Source organism: Pseudomonas salmasensis (assembly GCF_014268375.2).
GTDB classification, from domain to species: domain Bacteria; phylum Pseudomonadota; class Gammaproteobacteria; order Pseudomonadales; family Pseudomonadaceae; genus Aquipseudomonas; species Aquipseudomonas salmasensis.
On the sequence record NZ_CP077083.1, the window covers coordinates 4068527 to 4087348 of the forward strand.

The following is an 18822-nucleotide window of genomic DNA, read 5'->3' on the forward strand; positions in this document are numbered from 1 at the left end:
GCCATCTCCAGCAGAATGTCCGAGCATTCTGCTGGGGATAGGGCGTTTAGTCGAGTTTGCTGGGTGGCGGCTCCGGCGCATCCACCACTTTGCCAGCAGGTGGCTCCGGGGCGTCGGGCTTGTCGAGGGGCGTGGCAATGGTCTTGCGCTCGTCTTCGGCCGGCACCAATTTGTATTCCTGGCCGTGAAGGTTCTTCAGGTAGATCTCCATCTGCCGGAACGAGATGTTGATGTGCTGTTTCTTGAACTCACGGTTGATGTAGCGGTTGACCTCGTCCAACACCGGGTTACGGTCGCCCAGGTCGCGAACATGCATGCGCAGTTCGTGGTCCAGGGTGCTTTCGCCGAAATTGAGGAAGTACACGTGGGGTTCCGGCTCTTTGAGTACCCGTGGGTTTTCTCGCGCTGCCTTGAGTAGCAATTCCTTCACCAGGTCCAGGTCGGAGCCGTAGTCCACGCCCAGTTTCAGGGTGACACGGGTGATGGTGTCGGTCAGCGACCAGTTGATCAGTTGCCCGGTGATGAAGGTTTTGTTGGGGACAATGATGTCCTTGTTGTCGAAGTCGGTGATGGTGGTGGCGCGAATGCGGATCTTGCTCACCGTACCCGACAGGTTGCCGATGGTGATGGTGTCGCCAATGCGCACCGGGCGTTCGAACAAAATCATGATGCCAGAGATGAAGTTGGCGAAGATCTCCTGCATGCCGAAACCCAAACCCACCGACAGCGCGGCGACCAGCCATTGCAGTTTGTCCCAGCTCACGCCGAGGGTGGAGAGCGTGGTGACAAAGCCCACGCCAGCAATGATGTAGGACAGCAAGGTGGTGGTGGCGTAGGCGCTGCCTTGGGCCAGGTCGAGCTTGGACAGTACCAGGACTTCCAGCAGGCCGGGCAGGTTGCGCGCCAGGGCGAAGGTGATGCCGATGATGATCGACGCGCCCAGCAGGTCGCCGATGCTGATGGGCACCATGCTGATATTCGTACCCGTACCGCTGGTGTATTCGTACAGGGTGACATTATCCAGGTACGAAAATACCGAGATCAGGTCTGACCATACCCAGTACAGCGCCGCGATAAAGCCGCCGAGCAAGGCCAGGCGGATCAGGCGCATGGACTGTTCGTTGACCTGCTCGATGTCCAGGGTCGGCTCTTCGATCACCGCTTCGCCGTCACCGGCCTCCTTGGCGGCCTGGCGTTTGGCCAGGGCGCGGGCGTAGGCCAGGCGCCGTGCGGCAACACCCAGGCCGCGTACAAAGGTGGCCTCGATCACCAGCCAGAACATCAGCAGGTACAGGGTGTTGATCAGCCGGTCGCTGAGTTTCAGCGCGGTGTAGTAATAGCCAAAGCACACGGCAATAAACAGCGCGATGGGCAGGGCGGTGAACACCACGCCGATCGCTTTGCGAAACAGCGAGGCCTTTTCGTGGGTTGGGCTGTTCAGCAGCAGGCGGCCCAGCAACCAGGCCATCAGCCCGTAGCAGGTCAGTACCACGGCGATACCCAACACGTCGTCAGCCAGCGCCGCCGGTTGGTGTTCGGCAATCGCGACCACGGCCACCAACGCCAGTACCACTAGGCCAAGTTTGCGTATCCAGCCTTGCAGGAATTCGACCTGGGGTCTTTCCCAGCGAAAGTGCAGCTCCGCCACGCCGCCCGGCGCGAGGATGCGGTAGGCGGTGTAGAACACCAGCCAGGCCTGGGCGATCTGCAACAAGGCCGCACCCAGGTTGGCGTTTTGCCCGCGGGCGTCGATCTGCAAGGCATAGCCGCACAGCGCCAGGCCCAGGGCCACGGGCATTGCCAAAAGGATGTTGATCAGGATGGCCTGCGGCGTATGCCACTGGCTGTCGCGCTTGAAGTGGCCGATGTCCTGGTGAACCTTTTTCAGGCGCACATACAGCGCATTGCGTCGCCACAGCAGCGCGCCGATCAGCAACAGCAACGGCAGGAACAGCAGCGGGCGTTGGGTCAGGCCGTCATACAACTCGCTGACGCTGGACGCCCAAGGCAGGGTGGTGACCTGCTTGCTCAGGTGCGCTGGTACGGTTTCCAGCCATTCGGTGTCCAGCGGCTTGTTGCTGGGGATCCAGAACATTTGCTCGTCGAGCGTGGCGCGCAGGGTGCTGGCGGTGCTGAGCAGTTGTTTCTGGTTCAGTTGCAGGGTGATGGATTCGTTGAGCAGTGCGCTCAGTTCGCGGCTCAGGCGTTCCAGCAGGTCGCTGCGGGTGATCGCCACTTCCAGCAGGGTGCGGCGCAGTTGCGGGGTGACTTCATCTGGCGGCTGGTTGGCCAGTAGGTTGTCCACATAGGCGCTGGGAGAGGTGATCAGCTCACGCTGTTGGTTGACCTCGAACTGGTACAGGCGAATGTTGGCGATGTCGTCGGCCAGGTCTTTGTCCACGGTGAGACGCGGCAGGGCCTGCTTTTGTTTATAGAGAATCTTGGACAGCAGCAGGCTGCCCTTGAGCACGTTGATCTGCTCGTCCAGGGCCGAATCGCTTTGGGTCACGGTGTCCAGTTGCTGCTTGGTTTGCAGATTTTTCTGGGTCAGGTCGTTGAGGCGGTCGGTGCTTTTGAGCAGGTAGTCGGACAGCTTCAGGTTGTCTGCGCTTTCCTTGGCCAGGATGCTACTGCCGCCGGCTTTCTGCGCTTCGATGGACTGTTGGGTCACCGTCTGCTGGGACTGGGCCAGGCGTTTCTGGTTGATCAGGGTTTGCAGGTCCTGGATTTCTTGCTCCAGGCGGGCGGTTTTCTCTTGGATCAGGTCGTGCTGGCTGTTGCCCAAATCTTGCAGCTGGCTGTTGCCGGCCAATTCCTGGCGGCGCAGAGGAATCAAGGCATTCAGGGCCGCCAGTTCGGCGTTGAGCTGGTTGCGCTGGTCGCTGCTGAGGGGTTTGCCGTTGTCTTTGCCGAGCTTGAGCGTCGCGTTGATCTGCTGGATGCGCGTCTGGCTGCTGCTGATTTCGGTCTGGGCGCGCTCGGGGCGGGTCTGGGCGGCGATGGTCAGGCTGTTGGCGTCGGCCAGTTCTTTTTGCAGGTCGCCTTGCTGGGTGCTGCGTTGCACCAATAATTGCTCAAGCTGCGGCACCGGCAGGCTGGCGTAGCGTTGGGCCACCGGGATGATTTTGGTGGCCTTGAGGCGCGCCAGCTCACGCTGGTTCTCATTGGTCTGGCGCGGGGCCTCTTCCAGTTGGCGCTTGAGGTCGGCCAGGCGCTGCTCGTAGTCCTGCTGATTGCCCAGGTAGGTCAGGGTCTGTTGCAGGGTCGCCTGCAGCGCCTTCATGTCGGCGTCAGGCAGCTTGCGGTCGGGCAGTTTATCCAGGCTTTGCTGGACGGCTTCGGCGCTGGGCGGGTCGGCGGCGTATACGCTGCCAACACAAAGGGTCAGGCCCAGCAGGGCAGTGGCGAGAAAAGTACGCAGGGTTGGCATAGAGACCGGTCTTGCAGAGTGAAGAATCGGGGCGTCGTTGTCCCGCAGTTTAGAGGAAGAGTCCGGGGCCCGGGCGACTTCCTTCGGGGAATCTGACGCCGACTTTGCCAATCTTGTTCCCGTCCATGACGGCGACGGTCCAGATAGTGTTGTTCCATTCCACCTGGTCGCCGACTACCGGTGCACCGCCAACCTTCTGGGTAATGAAGCGGCTCAATGGCATGTCCGGGTCGATACCCTCAAGCTTGAGCCCGTACAAGGCCGAAACCGCGCCCAGCTGGGCGTCGCCTTCGAGTACGAAGTCACCGAAGAAGCGCAAATCGAGGCCCCGTTGCGGCGCCTGGCTGAACAGTTTGCCCAGGGCCGGCAGGTTGTGTTCGTGGCCGATCACACAGAGCAAATCGCCGACTTCCAGCACTGTACTACCCGACGGATGGAGCAGTTGCTGGCCACGAAACAGCGCCGCGATGCGCGTGCCTTCGGGCATTTTCAGCTCGCGCAGGGCCGCGCCGATGCACCATTTTTCCGCGCCCAGGCGGTAGACGAACAGCTCCCACTCGCTGGTAACGTGCACTTCCAGGGCAGCGCGGGAGATCGGCGCCGGGTCTGGCGGTACGGTGACTTTGAGCAGCTTGGCCACCCACGGCAGGCTGGTGCCCTGCACCAACAGCGAGACCAGCACGATAAAGAATGCCAGGTTGAAGTACAGCTGCGCATGGGGCAGGCCGGCCATCAGCGGGAACACCGCGAGGATGATCGGTACCGCGCCGCGCAGGCCGACCCAGGCGATAAAGGCCTTTTCGCGCCCGTGGAACGCCTTGAATGGCAGCAGGCCAACCATCACCGACAGTGGCCGCGCAAACAGGATCATCCACAGCGCCAGGCCCAGGGCGGGCACGGCAATGGGCAGCAAATCGTGAGGCGTGACCAGCAGGCCCAGCACCAAGAACATCCCTATCTGCGCCAGCCAGGCCATGCCGTCGAGCATATGCAAAATGCCATGGCGGCTGCGCACCGGGCGGTTGCCGATCACCAGCCCGCACAGGTACACGGCGAGGAAACCGCTGCCATGAAGGGCGTTGGTCAGGGCGAATACGAACAGGCCGCCGGCGATCACCAGGATCGGGTACAGGCCGTTGGCCAGGTTGATGCGGTTGACCAGTTGCAGCATCAGCCAGCCGCCGCCCAAGCCTACCAGGCCACCGATGCCGAATTCGCGGATCAGGTGCGTGAGCAGGCTCCAGTGCAGGCCGGTCTGGCCGCTGGCGAGCATGTCGATCAGGGTGACGGTAAGGAACACCGCCATCGGATCGTTACTGCCGGATTCGATTTCCAGGCTGGCGCTGACCCGCTCGTTGAGGCCCTTGCCGCCCAGCAGCGAGAACACCGCCGCGGCGTCCGTGGAGCCGACGATGGCGCCGATCAGCAAGCCTTGAATGATGTTGAGGTTAAACAGCCAGGCCGCGGCCATGCCCGTGAGGCCGGTGGTAATCAACACCCCCACCGTGGCCAGGGACAACGCCGGCCACAGCGCCACGCGGAAACTCGCCACCCGGGTGCGCAAACCGCCGTCGAGCAGGATCACGGCGAGGGCGAGGTTGCCCACCAGGTAGGCGGTGGGGTAGTTATCGAAAATGATGCCACCGCCATCGACCCCGGCGGTCATGCCCACGGCCAGGATAATCACCAGAATGGGGATGCCCAGGCGTGACGAAAGCGAACTCACCAGAATGCTCGCAGTCACCAGCAACGCGCCGATCAAGAACAGGCTGTTGATGGTCGTCGCATTCAAAGGCAGTACTCCAGGGCAGGGGGGGGCAGGACGCAAACTGACCATGCAGTCTGCGTGCCAGGGATTCTAACCTGTTGAATTGCTGCGCTGTCAAAAAGCTTTTTCTGATTCGCGCACAGGCAAATGTGCGAGGGGGCTGCCTCTGTAGGAGTGAGCTTGCTCGCGAAAAACTCCCAGGCGCCACGTTCATTCAGCAAGCGCGCGTTATCGTTGGCGTTTTTCGCGAGCAAGCTCGCTCCTACAAGGGTGGGGCGGGTTTTAGGGTTAGAGGCGGAACCTTCCTACCATCCCATTCAAGTCCACCGCCAAGCGCGACAACTCACCGCTCGCCGCACTGGTCTGGCTGGCGCCCGTGGCCGATTGCACCGACAGGTCACGGATATTCACCAGGTTGCGGTCCACTTCCCGCGCCACCTGGGCCTGTTCTTCCGCCGCGCTGGCGATCACCAGGTTGCGCTCGTTGATCTCCACAATCGCCGTGTTGATGGTGTCCAGCGACAGGCCCGCGCCGCGGGCGATGTTGAGTGTCGATTCGGCGCGCTCGGTGCTGTTGCGCATCGAGTCCACCGCGTGTTCGGTGCCTGTCTGGATGCTGCCGATCATGCGCTCGATTTCGCTGGTGGACTGCTGGGTGCGATGGGCCAGCGCGCGCACTTCATCGGCCACCACGGCGAAACCACGCCCGGCTTCCCCGGCTCGGGCGGCTTCGATCGCCGCGTTCAGGGCCAGCAGGTTGGTCTGGTCGGCCAGGCCACGGATCACGTCCAGCACTTTGCCAATATCCCGCGACTCATTGGCCAGGTCACCAATCAGGGAGGCGGTGGCCTGCACATCGGTACTCATGCGTTCGATGGCGCTGACGGTTTCTTGCACCAGGTCGCGGCCGTCGCCGGCAGAGGTGGTGGCATTGCGCGAGGCTTCGGAGGTGCTCACCGCATTGCGTGCGACTTCTTCCACCGCGCTGGTCATCTCGTTGACGGCAGTGGCGGCCTGTTCGATTTCGTTGTTCTGCTGGGTCAGGCCACGGGCGCTTTCGTCGGTGACCGCATTGAGCTCTTCAGCGGCAGACGCCAGCTGGGTGGCGGAGCCGGCGATACGTTGCAGGGTGTCGCGCAGTTTGTGCTGCATCTTGGCCATGGCCGCGAGCAGGCGCCCGGCTTCGTCGTTGCCGTCCACGGTGATCGGGCGCGTCAGGTTGCCTTCGGCCACTTCTTCGGCGGCTTCGAGCGCCTGGGCGATGGGCAGGGTGATGCTGCGGGTCAGCAACCAGGCGAACAGCAAGGTCAGCGCCGTGGCAACCACCAGCAGGCCTACCACCAGGTCAAAGGCCATGTCGTATTGGTCTTTGGCGCGCTGGTTGGTGGCGTTGGCGTCGTCGTTATTGATATCCAGCAAGCGGGTCAAGACCGCATTGACCTGCTCGGAGTTCTCCAGCAATTCGGTGTTGAGCAGGCTGCGCAGTTCGTTGACCTGATTGGCGCGAGACAGGCTCTTCATGCGCTCTTCAATCTGGCGGTACTGGCCCAGCAGGCGCACGTACTCGTTGTAGGCGTTGCGTTCGTCGGTGCTGGTGATCAGTTTTTCGTAGATGTCCTGGGCCGTACGAATCTGCTGATTGCGCAGTTCAAAGGCTTCGAGGGTCTTTTGCTGTACGTCCGGCTCGCGGTTGGTCAGCAAGCGGTACGACAGCACGCGCAGGCGCAATGTGAGTTGGGTGAATTCATCCAGGGCGCGAATGCTGGGCACGCTGGCCGAGGTGATGTCTTCGGTGGCCGCACGAATTTTGCTCATCTGGTTCAGGGCGAACACACCGAGCAACAACATCAAGGCGCCAATAAACGCGAAGCCGAGGAAGGCCCTCGGGGCGATATTCATATTACGAAGAGACATGCTGGAGTCCTGGGGGAGGCGCTATCCATGCGGCCATGAGACGAGGTGTGCCCGCCTTATCGGCCCTGCGACTAAAGTCTTAAGGGTGCGCGCGCTTTTGTCGCATCGGACCAGGCGTTGGGTGAGTTCAGGAACCAGATCGGGTAAATGCAGTCACTAAGGCTCGAACGTGCGGCCCGGCCTTGCAACATCGGGCTGCGCGGCCAGGGATAACCCTGGCATCCGAGGTGAATTTTCTTTATCGTCACCGCCCTTTTTAAACGCCCGAGAAATCAAAATGTTAGAAGCATCCCTCAGCCAATTGGAACAACTGGTCAGCGACCTCGTACAGCAGAATCAAGAACTGCTGGGCAGCAACGAATCCCTCAAGGCCGAGCTGGCCCGCGCCAAGGACGAAAACGAAAGCCTGCAACTGAACCTGATGGAACAGGAAGAAAAGCACGGCGCCACCGCCGCCCGCATCCAGGCGCTGGTTGAGCGTGTGAGTGCAGGGCCTGTCAGCGCATGAGTGAGGGCATAAAGGTCGTTTCGATTCTCGGAGAGGATTACTCGATCAAGGCACCGGCCGGCGAAGATCAGACCCTGATGCATGCCGTGACCATGCTCAAGGCCTCCCTGGCCGTTACCAAGAAAAAGTACCCGACCCTGATCGGTGACAAGCTATTGGTATTGGCCGCGCTGAACCTGTGCGCCGAGCAGATTGAAATGCAACAGGCGCACCAGCAGGAACTCGACCGTTACCAAGAGCAAGTCAGCGCCACGGTCGATGTGATCTCCAAGGTGATCGGTCAGCCCTGAGGGCTAGAACCACTCGTCTTGCATGCCCAGGCACGTATCGTCGCGTGCCTCCAGAATCGCCAGTTCATGATGGCAGCTCGGTACTTCCCAGGTCAGGAAGTACCGGGCGGCCTGGAGCTTGCCCTTATAAAAGGCCGCATCGGCCGCGTCACCCTTGGCCAGCCCTTCTTCGGCGCGGATCGCCTGTTCCAGCCAGCGCCAGCCAATCACCGTGTGCCCGAACACTTTCAAGTACAGCGCCGAGTTCGCCAGGCTGCTGTTGACCTTGCCTTGGGCGAGATCGGTGAGCAGGCCAATCGTGACGCTTTGCAGCCGGTTTACCAGTTGCTCCAGCGGCTCTCGCAGCGCCGTGAGTGAAGGGTGTTTTTGCGCCCGGGCGCCGGTCTCGGCGATCAGACGAATCAGTTGCTTCAAGCCGGCACCACCGTTCTGCGCCAATTTGCGCCCGAGCAGGTCCAGGGACTGGATGCCGTGGGTGCCTTCATGGATGGGGTTCAGGCGGTTGTCGCGGTAGTACTGCTCCACTGGGTATTCGCGGGTGTAGCCGTGGCCGCCGAGAATCTGGATCGCCAGCTCGTTGGCCTTGAGGCAGAACTCCGACGGCCAGGATTTGACGATCGGCGTGAGCAGATCCAGCAGTTCGTGGGCGTGCTTGCGCTCGGTGTCGGTTGCCAGGGTGGTGGTGTCGTCGAACAGCCGCGCCGCGTACAGGCCGAGGTCAAAGGCGCCTTCCACATAGGCTTTCTGGGTCAGCAGCATGCGCTTGATGTCGGCGTGCTGGATGATCGCCACCGGGGCGGTGCTTGGGTCTTTGCTGTCGGGCAGGCGCCCCTGGGGCCGTTCGCGGGCGTAGTCCAGGGAATAAAGGTAGCCGGCGTAACCGAGCATCACCGCGCCCATGCCCACGCCGATGCGCGCCTCGTTCATCATCTGGAACATGCAGCTCAGGCCCTGGTGCGGTTTGCCCACCAGATAGCCGACGCAGTTGCCGTTATCGCCGAAGTTAAGCGCCGTGGACGTGGTGCCGCGCCAGCCCATCTTGTGGAACAGCCCCGCCAGCAGCACATCGTTGCGAGCGCCCAGGCTGCCGTCATCGTTGACCAGGAACTTGGGCACGATAAACAGCGAAATGCCCTTCACCCCCGCAGGTGCATCCGGCAACTTGGCCAGCACCATGTGCACGATGTTTTCCGACAGCGAATGGTCGCCACCGGAGATAAAGATCTTGTTGCCCTTGAGTCGATAACTGCCGTCAGCCGCTGGTTCTGCACGGGTCCGAATGTCCGACAGGGAAGAACCGGCATGGGGCTCGGTCAGGGCCATGGTGCCGAAGAAGCGCCCGTCGATCATTGGCTGCAGGAAGCGTTGTTTCTGCTCCTCGGTGCCAAAGCTCTCAATGAGGTTGGCGGCGCCCATGGTCAGGAACGGGTAGGACGTCGAGGCGGCGTTAGCCGATTGGAAGTGCGCGAAACAAGCCTGGGACAACAGGGTTGGCAGCTGCATGCCACCTGCTTCAAAGCTGCGTGCCGCGTTGAGGAAACCGGCTTCAAGGAAGGCGTCCACGGCCGGCTTGACCTCCGGAATCAGGATCGCCTGGCCGTTTTCATAGCGGGGCTCGTTTTCGTCGTTCTTGCGGTTGTGAGGGGCGAAGTATTTTTCTGCGATATTGCGCGCCGTGCTGATGGCGGCATCGAAGGTTTCACGGTTGTGCTCGGCAAACCGCTCGCGCTGGGTCAGGCCCTCGGCATCGAGGACTTCATACAGCTCGAAAGCCAGATTGCGGGAACTGAGCAGCGTCTCGGACATGGCGGCGTACCTTGGAAGGAATTGGCCTGAGTCTAAGTGCGCGAATGGAGGGTGGATAGCAAGATTGATTTAAGTGATAGAAGGGCAGAACGCTGGCGCAAGGTGGAGCGCGATCAGTGTGGGAGCTGGCTTGCCTGCGATGAGGCCGTGCCAGTCGACATGTATGTGACTGGCTCACCGCTATCGCAGGCAAGCCAGCTCCCACACTTTTACCGCGTTGTGTCAGCTAGCCGATGGTCATCAGGCTGGCGTTACCACCTGCTGCAGCGGTGTTTACGCTCAGCGCACGCTCGATCACCAAGCGCTCCAGCGCAATCGCCGTTTCGCCTTGCGACATGCCATGCACCCCGACAATCGCCCCACCGCGCTGCGCCACTTGCTGGCACACCGCACGCAGTTGGTCGGAATCACCATGATGCAGCACGGCGTCAAACACCACGTCGTCCTTGGACCAGTCGGCCACGCGCTTGATCTTCGCCTGAATCTCTTTCGGCAGGCGTGGGAACAAGGCCTTGGTCAGCTCGGTTTCCGGCCATACCGCCGAACCACCGACGGCCAATACCGCCGCCAGTTGGGTCAGCAGGTCACCTTCTACCTCGGCCAGGCACAGTACGTGCTCGCGCGGCAGGATGGCGTAGCTGTTGCGCTCGCCGGTCGGGCCGGCCAGTTGACGGGTGATACCGCTTTGCGATTGGGCGGCGAACTGCGTGCACAAGGCGCTCAGTTCACTGAACTTATTGCCGTCGGCCCAGGTTTTCAGGGCGGTCAGCGATAGGCTCATGGCATCACGCAGGCGTACATCCGGCGCGGCCAACTTGTCGCCGCGTACGAAGGATTGCTCGATCGCATCGGTAGGACGAGTCGACAACAAGCGGTACAGGTACAGCGGGCCACCGGCTTTCGGGCCAGTGCCCGACAGGCCTTCGCCGCCGAACGGTTGCACGCCGACCACGGCACCCACAATGTTGCGGTTGACGTATACGTTCCCGGCGTTGACGTTGTCGATCACCTTGGCGATGGTCTCGTCGATGCGGGTATGCACGCCCAGGGTCAGGCCGTAGCCGGAAGCGTTGATCTGGCCGATGAGCTGGTCGATCTCTTTGCGCTTGTAGCGCACCACGTGCAGTACCGGGCCGAAGATCTCGCGTTGCAGTTCGTCGAAGCTTTCCAGCTCGATCAGGGTTGGCATCACGAAGGTGCCGCGCTTGATCTCTTCACCGTCGGCAATCGCCACCTGGTAAACGTTGCGGCCTTTGTCGCGCATGGCCTGGATGTGTTTCTCGATACCCGCCTTGGCTTCGGCATCGATCACCGGCCCGATGTCCACCGACAGGCGTTCCGGGTTACCCAGGCGGCATTCAGCCATGGCGCCCTTGAGCATTTCGACTACACGGTCTGCCGAATCTTCCTGCAGGCACAGTACGCGCAGGGCCGAGCAACGTTGACCGGCGCTGTCGAAGGCCGACGAGACGACGTCGATCACCACTTGTTCGGTGAGCGCCGAGGAGTCGACGATCATCGCGTTCTGGCCACCGGTTTCGGCGATCAGCGGAATCGGGCGACCCTGGGCATCCAGGCGACCGGCGACATTGCGTTGCAGCAGGCGCGCCACTTCGGTGGAACCGGTGAACATCACGCCTTTGACGCGATCATCACCCACCAGGCGGGCACCGACGCTTTCGCCCTGGCCTGGCAGCAGTTGCAGCACGCCTTCCGGAATGCCAGCTTCAAGCAGGATGCGTACGGCTTGGGCAGCCACCAGCGGGGTCTGCTCGGCAGGCTTGGCCAGCACCGGGTTACCGGCAGCCAGTGCAGCAGCTACCTGGCCGCTGAAGATGGCGAGCGGGAAGTTCCACGGGCTGATGCACACCACCGGGCCCAATGGGCGGTGGGCGTCATTGGTAAAGTCGTTGCGCGCCTGCACCGCGTAGTAACGCAGGAAGTCCACGGCTTCACGCACTTCGGCGATGGCGTTGGCGAAGGTCTTGCCTGCTTCGCGGGCCAGCAGGCCCATCAGTGGCTGGATCTCGCCTTCCATCAGGTCGGCGGCGCGTTCCAGGATGGCAGCGCGTTCGGCGGGCGGGGTGGCCTGCCAGATCGGCGCGGCGCTGATGGCGCACTGGATGGCGTTGTCGACGTCTTCGACGGTGGCTTCCTGTACCTGGCCGACCACGTCACGCAGGTCGGACGGGTTCAGCACCGGTTGGGCCGCTTCATTGCTGGCGGCGCAACCGAGCATCGGTGCGGCCTTCCAGTTGTTGTGAGCGGTGGCCAGCAGGGCGCAGGACAACGAGGCCAGGCGATGTTCGTTGGCCAGGTCGATACCGGCCGAGTTGGCGCGGTCGCTGCCGTACAGGTCGCGTGGCAACGGAATGCGCGGGTGCGGCAGGCCGAAACCGCCTTCCTGGGTTGCCATTTGCTCGATGCTGGCCACCGGGTCGGCTACCAATTCCTGGATCGAGATGGACTGGTCAGCGATGCGGTTGACGAACGAGGTGTTGGCGCCGTTTTCCAGCAGGCGACGAACCAGGTAAGCCAACAGTGTTTCGTGGGTACCGACCGGCGCGTACACACGGCACGGACGGTTCAACTTGCCTTCGGAAACCTTGCCTACAACCTGTTCGTACAGCGGTTCACCCATGCCGTGCAGGCACTGGAACTCGTACTGGCCGGGGTAATAGTTTTGACCTGCGATGTGGTAGATAGCCGACAAGGTGTGGGCGTTGTGCGTGGCGAACTGCGGGTAGATGACTTCCGGCACCGACAGCAGTTTGCGTGCGCAGGCAATGTAGGAAACGTCGGTGTACACCTTGCGGGTGTACACCGGGTAGCCTTCCAGGCCTTCGACTTGGGCGCGCTTGATTTCGCTGTCCCAGTACGCGCCTTTTACCAGGCGGATCATCAGGCGATGGCGGCTGCGGCGGGCCAGGTCGATGACGTAGTCGATCACATACGGGCAACGCTTCTGGTAGGCCTGGATCACAAAGCCGATGCCGTTCCAGCCGGTCAATTGCGGCTCGAAGCACAGGCGTTCGAGCAGGTCCAGGGACAGCTCCAGGCGGTCGGCTTCTTCGGCGTCGATGTTCAGGCCGATGTCGTACTGCTTGGCCAGCAAGGTCAGCGACAGCAGGCGCGGGTACAGCTCGTCCATCACACGCTCGTACTGCGCACGGCTGTAGCGCGGGTGCAGGGCGGAGAGCTTGATGGAAATGCCCGGGCCTTCATAGATCCCACGGCCGTGGGAGGCTTTGCCGATGGAGTGAATGGCTTGTTCGTACGAGGCCAGGTACTTCTGGGCGTCGTGTTCGGTGAGTGCGGCTTCACCGAGCATGTCGTAGGAATAACGGAAGCCCTTGGCTTCGAATTTGCTCGCATTGGCCAGGGCTTCGGCGATGGTTTCGCCGGTGACGAACTGCTCGCCCATCAGGCGCATGGCCATGTCGACGCCCTTGCGGATCATCGGCTCGCCGCTCTTGCCAATGATGCGGCTCAGGGATGAGGTCAGGCCTGCTTCGTTGTGGGTCGACACCAGCTTGCCGGTCAGCAGCAGGCCCCAGGTGGCGGCGTTGACGAACAGCGAAGGGCTGTTGCCCAAATGCGGCTGCCAGTTGCCGGTGCTGATCTTGTCGCGGATCAGTGCATCGCGGGTGCCTTTGTCCGGGATGCGCAGCAGCGCTTCGGCCAGGCACATCAGCGCCACGCCTTCCTGGGATGACAGGGAGAATTCTTGCAACAGGCCCTGAACAATACCGGCACGGCCGCCAGCACTCTTCTGATTGCGCAGTTTTTCGGCAATGCTCGCGGCCAGCTTGTTGGTGGCTTCGGCCATCGGGGCTGGCAGGCGCGCCTGTTCGATCAGCATCGGCACCACTTCCGGCTCGGGGCGGCGGTAAGCAGCGGTGATCGCGGCACGCAATACCGATTGCGGCAGGATGCTCTCGGCGAACTCAAGGAAGCACTGGTGGGCGTGGTCGGCCTGGACCTCGCCGGCATCATCGGCCTCCTTGCTGCTCAAGCCATTGAGCTCGGATAGGGTTGCACCACCCTCGAGTTTCTCCAGGTAATTGAAAATCGCCTGCTTGATCAGCCAGTGCGGCGTGCGATCAATGGAGGTCGCGGCGGCCTTCAGGCGTTCGCGGGTCGGGTCGTCGAGTTTGACCCCAAGGGTGGTCGTTGCCATTTTTTTATCCTCATGGGTGCCACTACCGAGTGGCATCTGCTGGCGGCAAGATTAGCTTTGCCCATCTCGAGGTGCAACCGGGTGCAACCCTTTTGTTGGTTAAATGTTCGACGCTTGATCGGAAAAAAATAAACCGACGACGGAATCCGCTCCGCGCTGGTGCATTTGCTTCTGAGATCGGCTGTTCTTGCTCCGAAAAGGAGCAAAAAAAGCGCGTTTGTCCTAAAACATACTTGGGTGCAACTTAAACGGCAGAAACTGGTTGCACCTTATTTGCTTTGTTGAATAGCATTCGCGCACCAAGGTGCAACCAACCCTGTGGGTGGGTTCATCGGCTGGCGGCTTTCCTGGGGAAACGCCAGTCATAAATGCGCGGCATGCAGGTTCGTCTATCCGGTTATCCACGGGTGGCCGTCCCCATGACCGTCGCTACATAAAAACAAAGCCAGGGCGTCACTCCTATGAGCGTTAGTAATCCAACCCTGATCACGTTCGTGATCTACATCGCAGCAATGGTGCTGATCGGCCTGATGGCCTATCGCTCCACCAACAACCTTTCCGATTACATCCTGGGCGGTCGCAGCCTTGGTAGCGTGGTGACAGCTCTGTCCGCCGGTGCTTCCGACATGAGCGGCTGGCTGTTGATGGGCTTGCCGGGCGCGATCTACATGTCCGGTCTGTCGGAAAGCTGGATTGCCATCGGCCTGATCGTCGGTGCTTACCTCAACTGGTTGTTCGTGGCCGGCCGCCTGCGGGTGCAGACCGAACACAACGGCGACGCCCTGACCCTGCCGGATTACTTCTCCAGCCGCTTCGAAGATAAAAGCGGCCTGCTGCGGATCATCTCCGCCGTGGTGATCCTGGTGTTCTTCACCATCTACTGCGCCTCCGGCATCGTCGCCGGCGCCCGCCTGTTCGAAAGCACCTTCGGCATGTCCTACGAGACCGCGCTGTGGGCCGGTGCTGCAGCGACCATTGCCTACACCTTCATCGGTGGTTTCCTGGCAGTCAGCTGGACCGACACCGTACAAGCCACGCTGATGATCTTCGCGCTGATCCTCACGCCGATCATTGTGCTGCTGGCCACCGGCGGCGTAGACACCACCTTCCTGGCCATTGAAGCCAAGGACCCGACCAGCTTCGATATGCTGAAAAACACCACCTTCATCGGCATCATCTCGCTGATGGGCTGGGGCCTGGGCTACTTCGGCCAGCCGCACATCCTCGCGCGTTTCATGGCCGCGGACTCGGTGAAGTCGATCGCCAAGGCGCGTCGTATTTCCATGGCCTGGATGATCCTGTGCCTGGGCGGCACCGTGGCAGTGGGCTTCTTCGGTATCGCTTACTTCTCGGCGCACCCGGAAGTGGCAGGCCCGGTGACTGAAAACCCAGAGCGTGTGTTTATCGAACTGGCCAAGATCCTGTTCAACCCATGGGTTGCCGGTGTATTGCTGTCGGCCATTCTGGCGGCGGTGATGAGCACCCTGAGCTGCCAATTGCTGGTGTGCTCCAGCGCCCTGACCGAAGACTTCTACAAGGCTTTCCTGCGCAAGGGCGCGTCCCAGCGTGAACTGGTATGGGTCGGCCGCCTGATGGTGCTGGTCGTGGCCTTGATCGCCATCGCCATGGCCGCCAACCCGGAAAACCGCGTACTGGGCCTGGTCAGCTACGCCTGGGCCGGTTTCGGCGCTGCATTCGGCCCTGTGGTACTGATCTCGGTGATCTGGAAAAACATGACCCGCAACGGCGCACTGGCTGGCATCCTGGTCGGCGCGATCACCGTGATCGTGTGGAAGCACTTCGAATTGCTGGGCCTGTACGAAATCATCCCAGGCTTCATCTTCGCCAGCCTGGCGATCTACTTCGTGAGCAAGATGGGCGCACCGACGGTGGGTATGGTCGAGCGTTTTGATGCTGCGGAAAAAGATTACAACTTGAACAAGTAATTCGTTGGGCGTTTAACGCCTGTTGAGCGAATAAGAAAGGCCCACGTCCCTAGGACGCTGGGCCTTTTTTGTGGGCTGATTGGCGCAATTGCCGTTGATGCCTGAGGATTCCTGCGTTGCTCACGTAGGACCTTACTGATTTGCCGGCGCATCGCTCGGCCAGGCGAACGGCTGGTGCAGAATCGTCCGCCCACCCCTCGCAGAGAAACACCGGATGTTCGCTCCTGCCAACCAACCTGCATTTACCCTGGCCCTGGATGGGGCGCCCAGTGACTTCAAGGTGTTCGCGTTCAACGGCACCGAGGCCATCAGCCAGCCTTACCGGTTTGAACTTGAGCTGGTCTGCGAGCAGCCGGATATCGACCTGGAGGGCTTGCTGCATCGCCAGGTGTACTTGGGCTTCGATGAGCAGGGGCATGGCGTTCATGGCCTGGTGTATCGGGTTGCCCAGGGCGACTCGGGCCGGCGCCTGACGCGCTACCAACTCAGCCTTGCGCCGCATCTGGCGTACCTGGCGCACAGCAGCCACCAGCGCATTTTCCAGCATAAGACGGTGCCGCAGATTGTTGCCCAGGTGCTGGCCGGGCAGGGGATTCACAGTGACCGTTTCGAGTTCCGGCTGAGCGGTGATTACCCTGAGCGTGAATATTGCGTGCAGTTCGGCGAGAGCGACCTGGCGTTCATCCAGCGCCTGTGTGCCGAGCTGGGGATTCACTATCACTTCCAGCATTCCCCCGAAGGGCACCTGCTGGTGTTTGGCGATGACCAGACGGTGTTTGCCCAGATGGATCAGCCTACGCCTTACCGGCCAGGTTCGGGAATGGTGGCCGAGACCCCCGCGATCAAGCGCTTCACCTTGCAATTGGCGACCCGGACCACGGCGCTGAACCTGCGCGATTACGACTTTCGCAAACCCCATGTCGAGCTGGAAAGTACGGCTGTCGACGCGTCATTGCCCAAGCTTGAAGCGCAGCACTACCCTGGTAATTTTTCCGACCGCACCCATGGCAAATATCTCGCCCAGCGTGGCCTGGAGCGGCACCGCAGCGACTATCGCAGTGCCCATGGTCAGGGCGATGAGCCGGCGTTGGCCAGTGGCCGGTTTTTGCAGTTGCGTGAGCACCCCCGCGAGGACTGGAATGACTTGTGGCTAGTGACGCAGGTGCGCCATGAAGGCAAGCAGCCCCAAGTGCTGGAGGAGGCAGTCACCGAGGAGGACGGTGGGGAGCTGCGCCAGGGGTATCGCAACGCATTTGTGGCCGCGCCATGGGATGCGGTGTTTCGTCCGCCCTTGCCGGAGCAGCCGCGCCCGACGGTGTCGGGGTATCAAAGCGCGGTGGTCACTGGCCCGGTTGACAGTGAGGTTCACTGTGACGAATACGGCCGGGTCAAGGTGCAATTGGCCTGGGATCGCGTTGGTGAGCACAACGACCATTCCAGTTGCTGGTTGCGGGTAGCCAGCGGCTGGGCCCATGACCGTTATGGTGTGGTGCTGATCCCCCGGGTGGGCATGGAAGTGCTGGTGGGGTTCGTCGATGGCGACATGGACCTGCCGCTGGTGGTGGGGTGCCTGCCCAACGCCGCCACGCCTGTGCCCCTCGACCTGCCCGCGGACAAGACTCGCAGTCTCTGGCGTAGCCAGAGCAGCCCGGGCGGTGGCGGCTACAACGAACTGCGTATCGAGGACCGCAAGGGCGCCGAGGAAATCTACCTGCGCGCCCAGCGGGACTGGACCGCGCATGTGCTGCACGACCAGCAGGTACAGGTCGATAACCAGCGTCATGTGCGGGTGGGCGGCGAGTCGCGCCATGAGTTGCAGGGCCAGGAGCAGCGCATCACCCACGGCCACCGTTTGACGCAGCTCAAGCAGGATGACCATCTGGTGGTCGGCGGTTCGCAGCACATGCGGGCCGGGCAGACCATTGCGCTGGGCGCCGGGCAAAGCATCATCATTGATGCGGGTGCCAGTGTGACGATCCAGGCGGGCGGGCAGTCGATCACGTTGTCGGCGGGCGGGATATTCAGCAGCGTGCCGATCCAGCTCGGCAGTGCGCCTGCCCCGACACCGGCGCCGTTGATGCCTGGATTGAACGAGACTTTATTGGCGGTGGTGCCCGCGCCGTTAAGCCGTGCGCAAGTGGTCAGCCTGAAACGCAGCGCGCCGTTTTGCGAAGAATGCGAGCGCTGCAAAAACGGCCAGTGTGACATCGGCGCCCATGTACGGAGTGCGTCCTGATGCCCGCGCCCTTGACGCCCAGTGCCTGGCTGGCGCAATTCCCGTTGCAGCCAGATGAACAGCTGTACGCCGTGCTGGGCAACGCCAGCGACGCTAAGCCGCTCGCCGCCTGGCAAGCCACGGTCGCGGCAAAGATGCCACGACCGATCTGGGCGGGCACGGCCTACGCTGACTGGGATGAGGTCATGCCCTACGTTGGCGTCGTGGAGCCGGGCAGTGCCTTTCTCGATTGGATAGCCACCACCCATGCGACGGATTGGGGCTGGCTGGCGGTCTCATCCAGCCCGCTGGAGGTGGTGATCGCGCATTTGCAGGGCTTGACCCAGGTGTACCTGCCGCAAAGCCAGCCGGTGTTTTTACGTTTCTGGGATGGCGCGCACCTTTTGCCGATGTTGCAGTCATTAGGCGACGAGGCGGCGCGCGTATTGCCGGTGTTCCAGCGCTACTTGGTCAACGGCCAGCCGCTGTCGGTGGCGCCCAAATCCGTCACGGCGGCCCCAACCAGCCCGTGGTGGCGGGTACCGGCATCGTTGCTGACGCACATGGCCCAGCAGTCACCGCAGGTGCTGGTCGACAACCTGCTGCAATGGCTCCAGGAACAGCGCCCTGACCTCTACACTGCGTTTACGCCAACCACCTTGCAGCACAAGGTCGCCTACTTCGCACGCAGGCCGCAAATCAGCCATGGCGCATTGGCTGATTACCTTGCCTCGCAACTCAGTTAAGCCCCTGGTGATAGCGTGA

The 18822-nt window shown here is 61.8% G+C and carries 10 protein-coding genes and 1 pseudogene; 5 read left to right on the forward strand and 6 right to left on the reverse strand.

What is annotated here, in order from left to right; all coding sequences use genetic code 11:
* Positions 1-46: 46 nt before the first annotated feature.
* The 4 genes and pseudogenes from mscK to HU731_RS28970 all read right to left on the reverse strand — a co-directional run.
* Positions 47-3430 carry a mechanosensitive channel MscK gene (gene mscK / locus HU731_RS18275; RefSeq protein ID WP_032893912.1) on the reverse strand — a complete coding sequence of 1128 codons (3384 nt, stop codon included), beginning with the start codon at positions 3428-3430 and terminating at the stop codon, positions 47-49.
* A 49-nt stretch (positions 3431-3479) separates the two neighbouring features.
* On the reverse strand, positions 3480-5222 hold the full coding sequence (locus tag HU731_RS18280; protein ID WP_003187967.1) for a potassium/proton antiporter: 1743 nt from the start codon (positions 5220-5222) through the stop codon (positions 3480-3482).
* A 264-nt stretch (positions 5223-5486) separates the two neighbouring features.
* The gene (locus tag HU731_RS28965; protein WP_370694794.1) at positions 5487-6359 is read right to left on the reverse strand and encodes a methyl-accepting chemotaxis protein; all 873 of its coding nucleotides are present in this window, start codon (positions 6357-6359) and stop codon (positions 5487-5489) included.
* A pseudogene (locus HU731_RS28970) lies at positions 6342-7112 on the reverse strand (MCP four helix bundle domain-containing protein); the annotation flags it as partial. The gene HU731_RS28965 and the pseudogene HU731_RS28970, both read right to left, overlap by 18 nt.
* Positions 7113-7389: 277 nt before the next feature.
* On the opposite strand from HU731_RS28970, the gene HU731_RS18290 reads away from it, so the two are divergent.
* Together HU731_RS18290 and HU731_RS18295 are read left to right on the forward strand one after the other, a co-directional pair.
* A complete protein-coding gene (locus tag HU731_RS18290) occupies positions 7390-7620 on the forward strand; it encodes a hypothetical protein (protein WP_044270846.1) in 231 nt (76 codons plus the stop codon).
* Complete coding sequence (locus HU731_RS18295) at positions 7617-7910, forward strand: cell division protein ZapA (protein ID WP_003187971.1); 294 nt, start codon at positions 7617-7619, stop codon at positions 7908-7910. The genes HU731_RS18290 and HU731_RS18295 overlap by 4 nt, the downstream gene beginning before the upstream one ends.
* Before the next feature lie 3 nt (positions 7911-7913).
* Here the strand turns inward: HU731_RS18295 and HU731_RS18300 are convergent, their stop codons facing one another.
* Complete coding sequence (locus HU731_RS18300; RefSeq protein ID WP_186606485.1) at positions 7914-9716, reverse strand: acyl-CoA dehydrogenase; 1803 nt, start codon at positions 9714-9716, stop codon at positions 7914-7916.
* Between the two features lie 226 nt (positions 9717-9942).
* Positions 9943-13896 (reverse strand): trifunctional transcriptional regulator/proline dehydrogenase/L-glutamate gamma-semialdehyde dehydrogenase, encoded by a 3954-nt coding sequence (gene putA / locus HU731_RS18305; protein ID WP_186606486.1) that lies wholly within the window; start codon positions 13894-13896, stop codon positions 9943-9945.
* Positions 13897-14357: 461 nt separating this feature from the next.
* On the opposite strand from putA, the gene putP reads away from it, so the two are divergent.
* The 3 genes from putP (at position 14358) to HU731_RS18320 (ending at position 18803) form a co-directional block, all read left to right on the forward strand.
* Positions 14358-15842: a sodium/proline symporter PutP gene (gene putP, locus HU731_RS18310; protein WP_186606487.1), complete on the forward strand. Its 1485-nt coding sequence runs from the start codon at positions 14358-14360 to the stop codon at positions 15840-15842.
* A 214-nt stretch (positions 15843-16056) separates the two neighbouring features.
* Complete coding sequence (locus HU731_RS18315) at positions 16057-18078, forward strand: type VI secretion system Vgr family protein (RefSeq protein ID WP_186606488.1); 2022 nt, start codon at positions 16057-16059, stop codon at positions 18076-18078.
* The gene (locus HU731_RS18320; RefSeq protein WP_186606489.1) at positions 18078-18803 is read left to right on the forward strand and encodes a DUF4123 domain-containing protein; all 726 of its coding nucleotides are present in this window, start codon (positions 18078-18080) and stop codon (positions 18801-18803) included. Before HU731_RS18315 ends, HU731_RS18320 begins: the two co-directional genes overlap by 1 nt.
* The last annotated feature ends 19 nt before the right edge of the window (positions 18804-18822 follow it).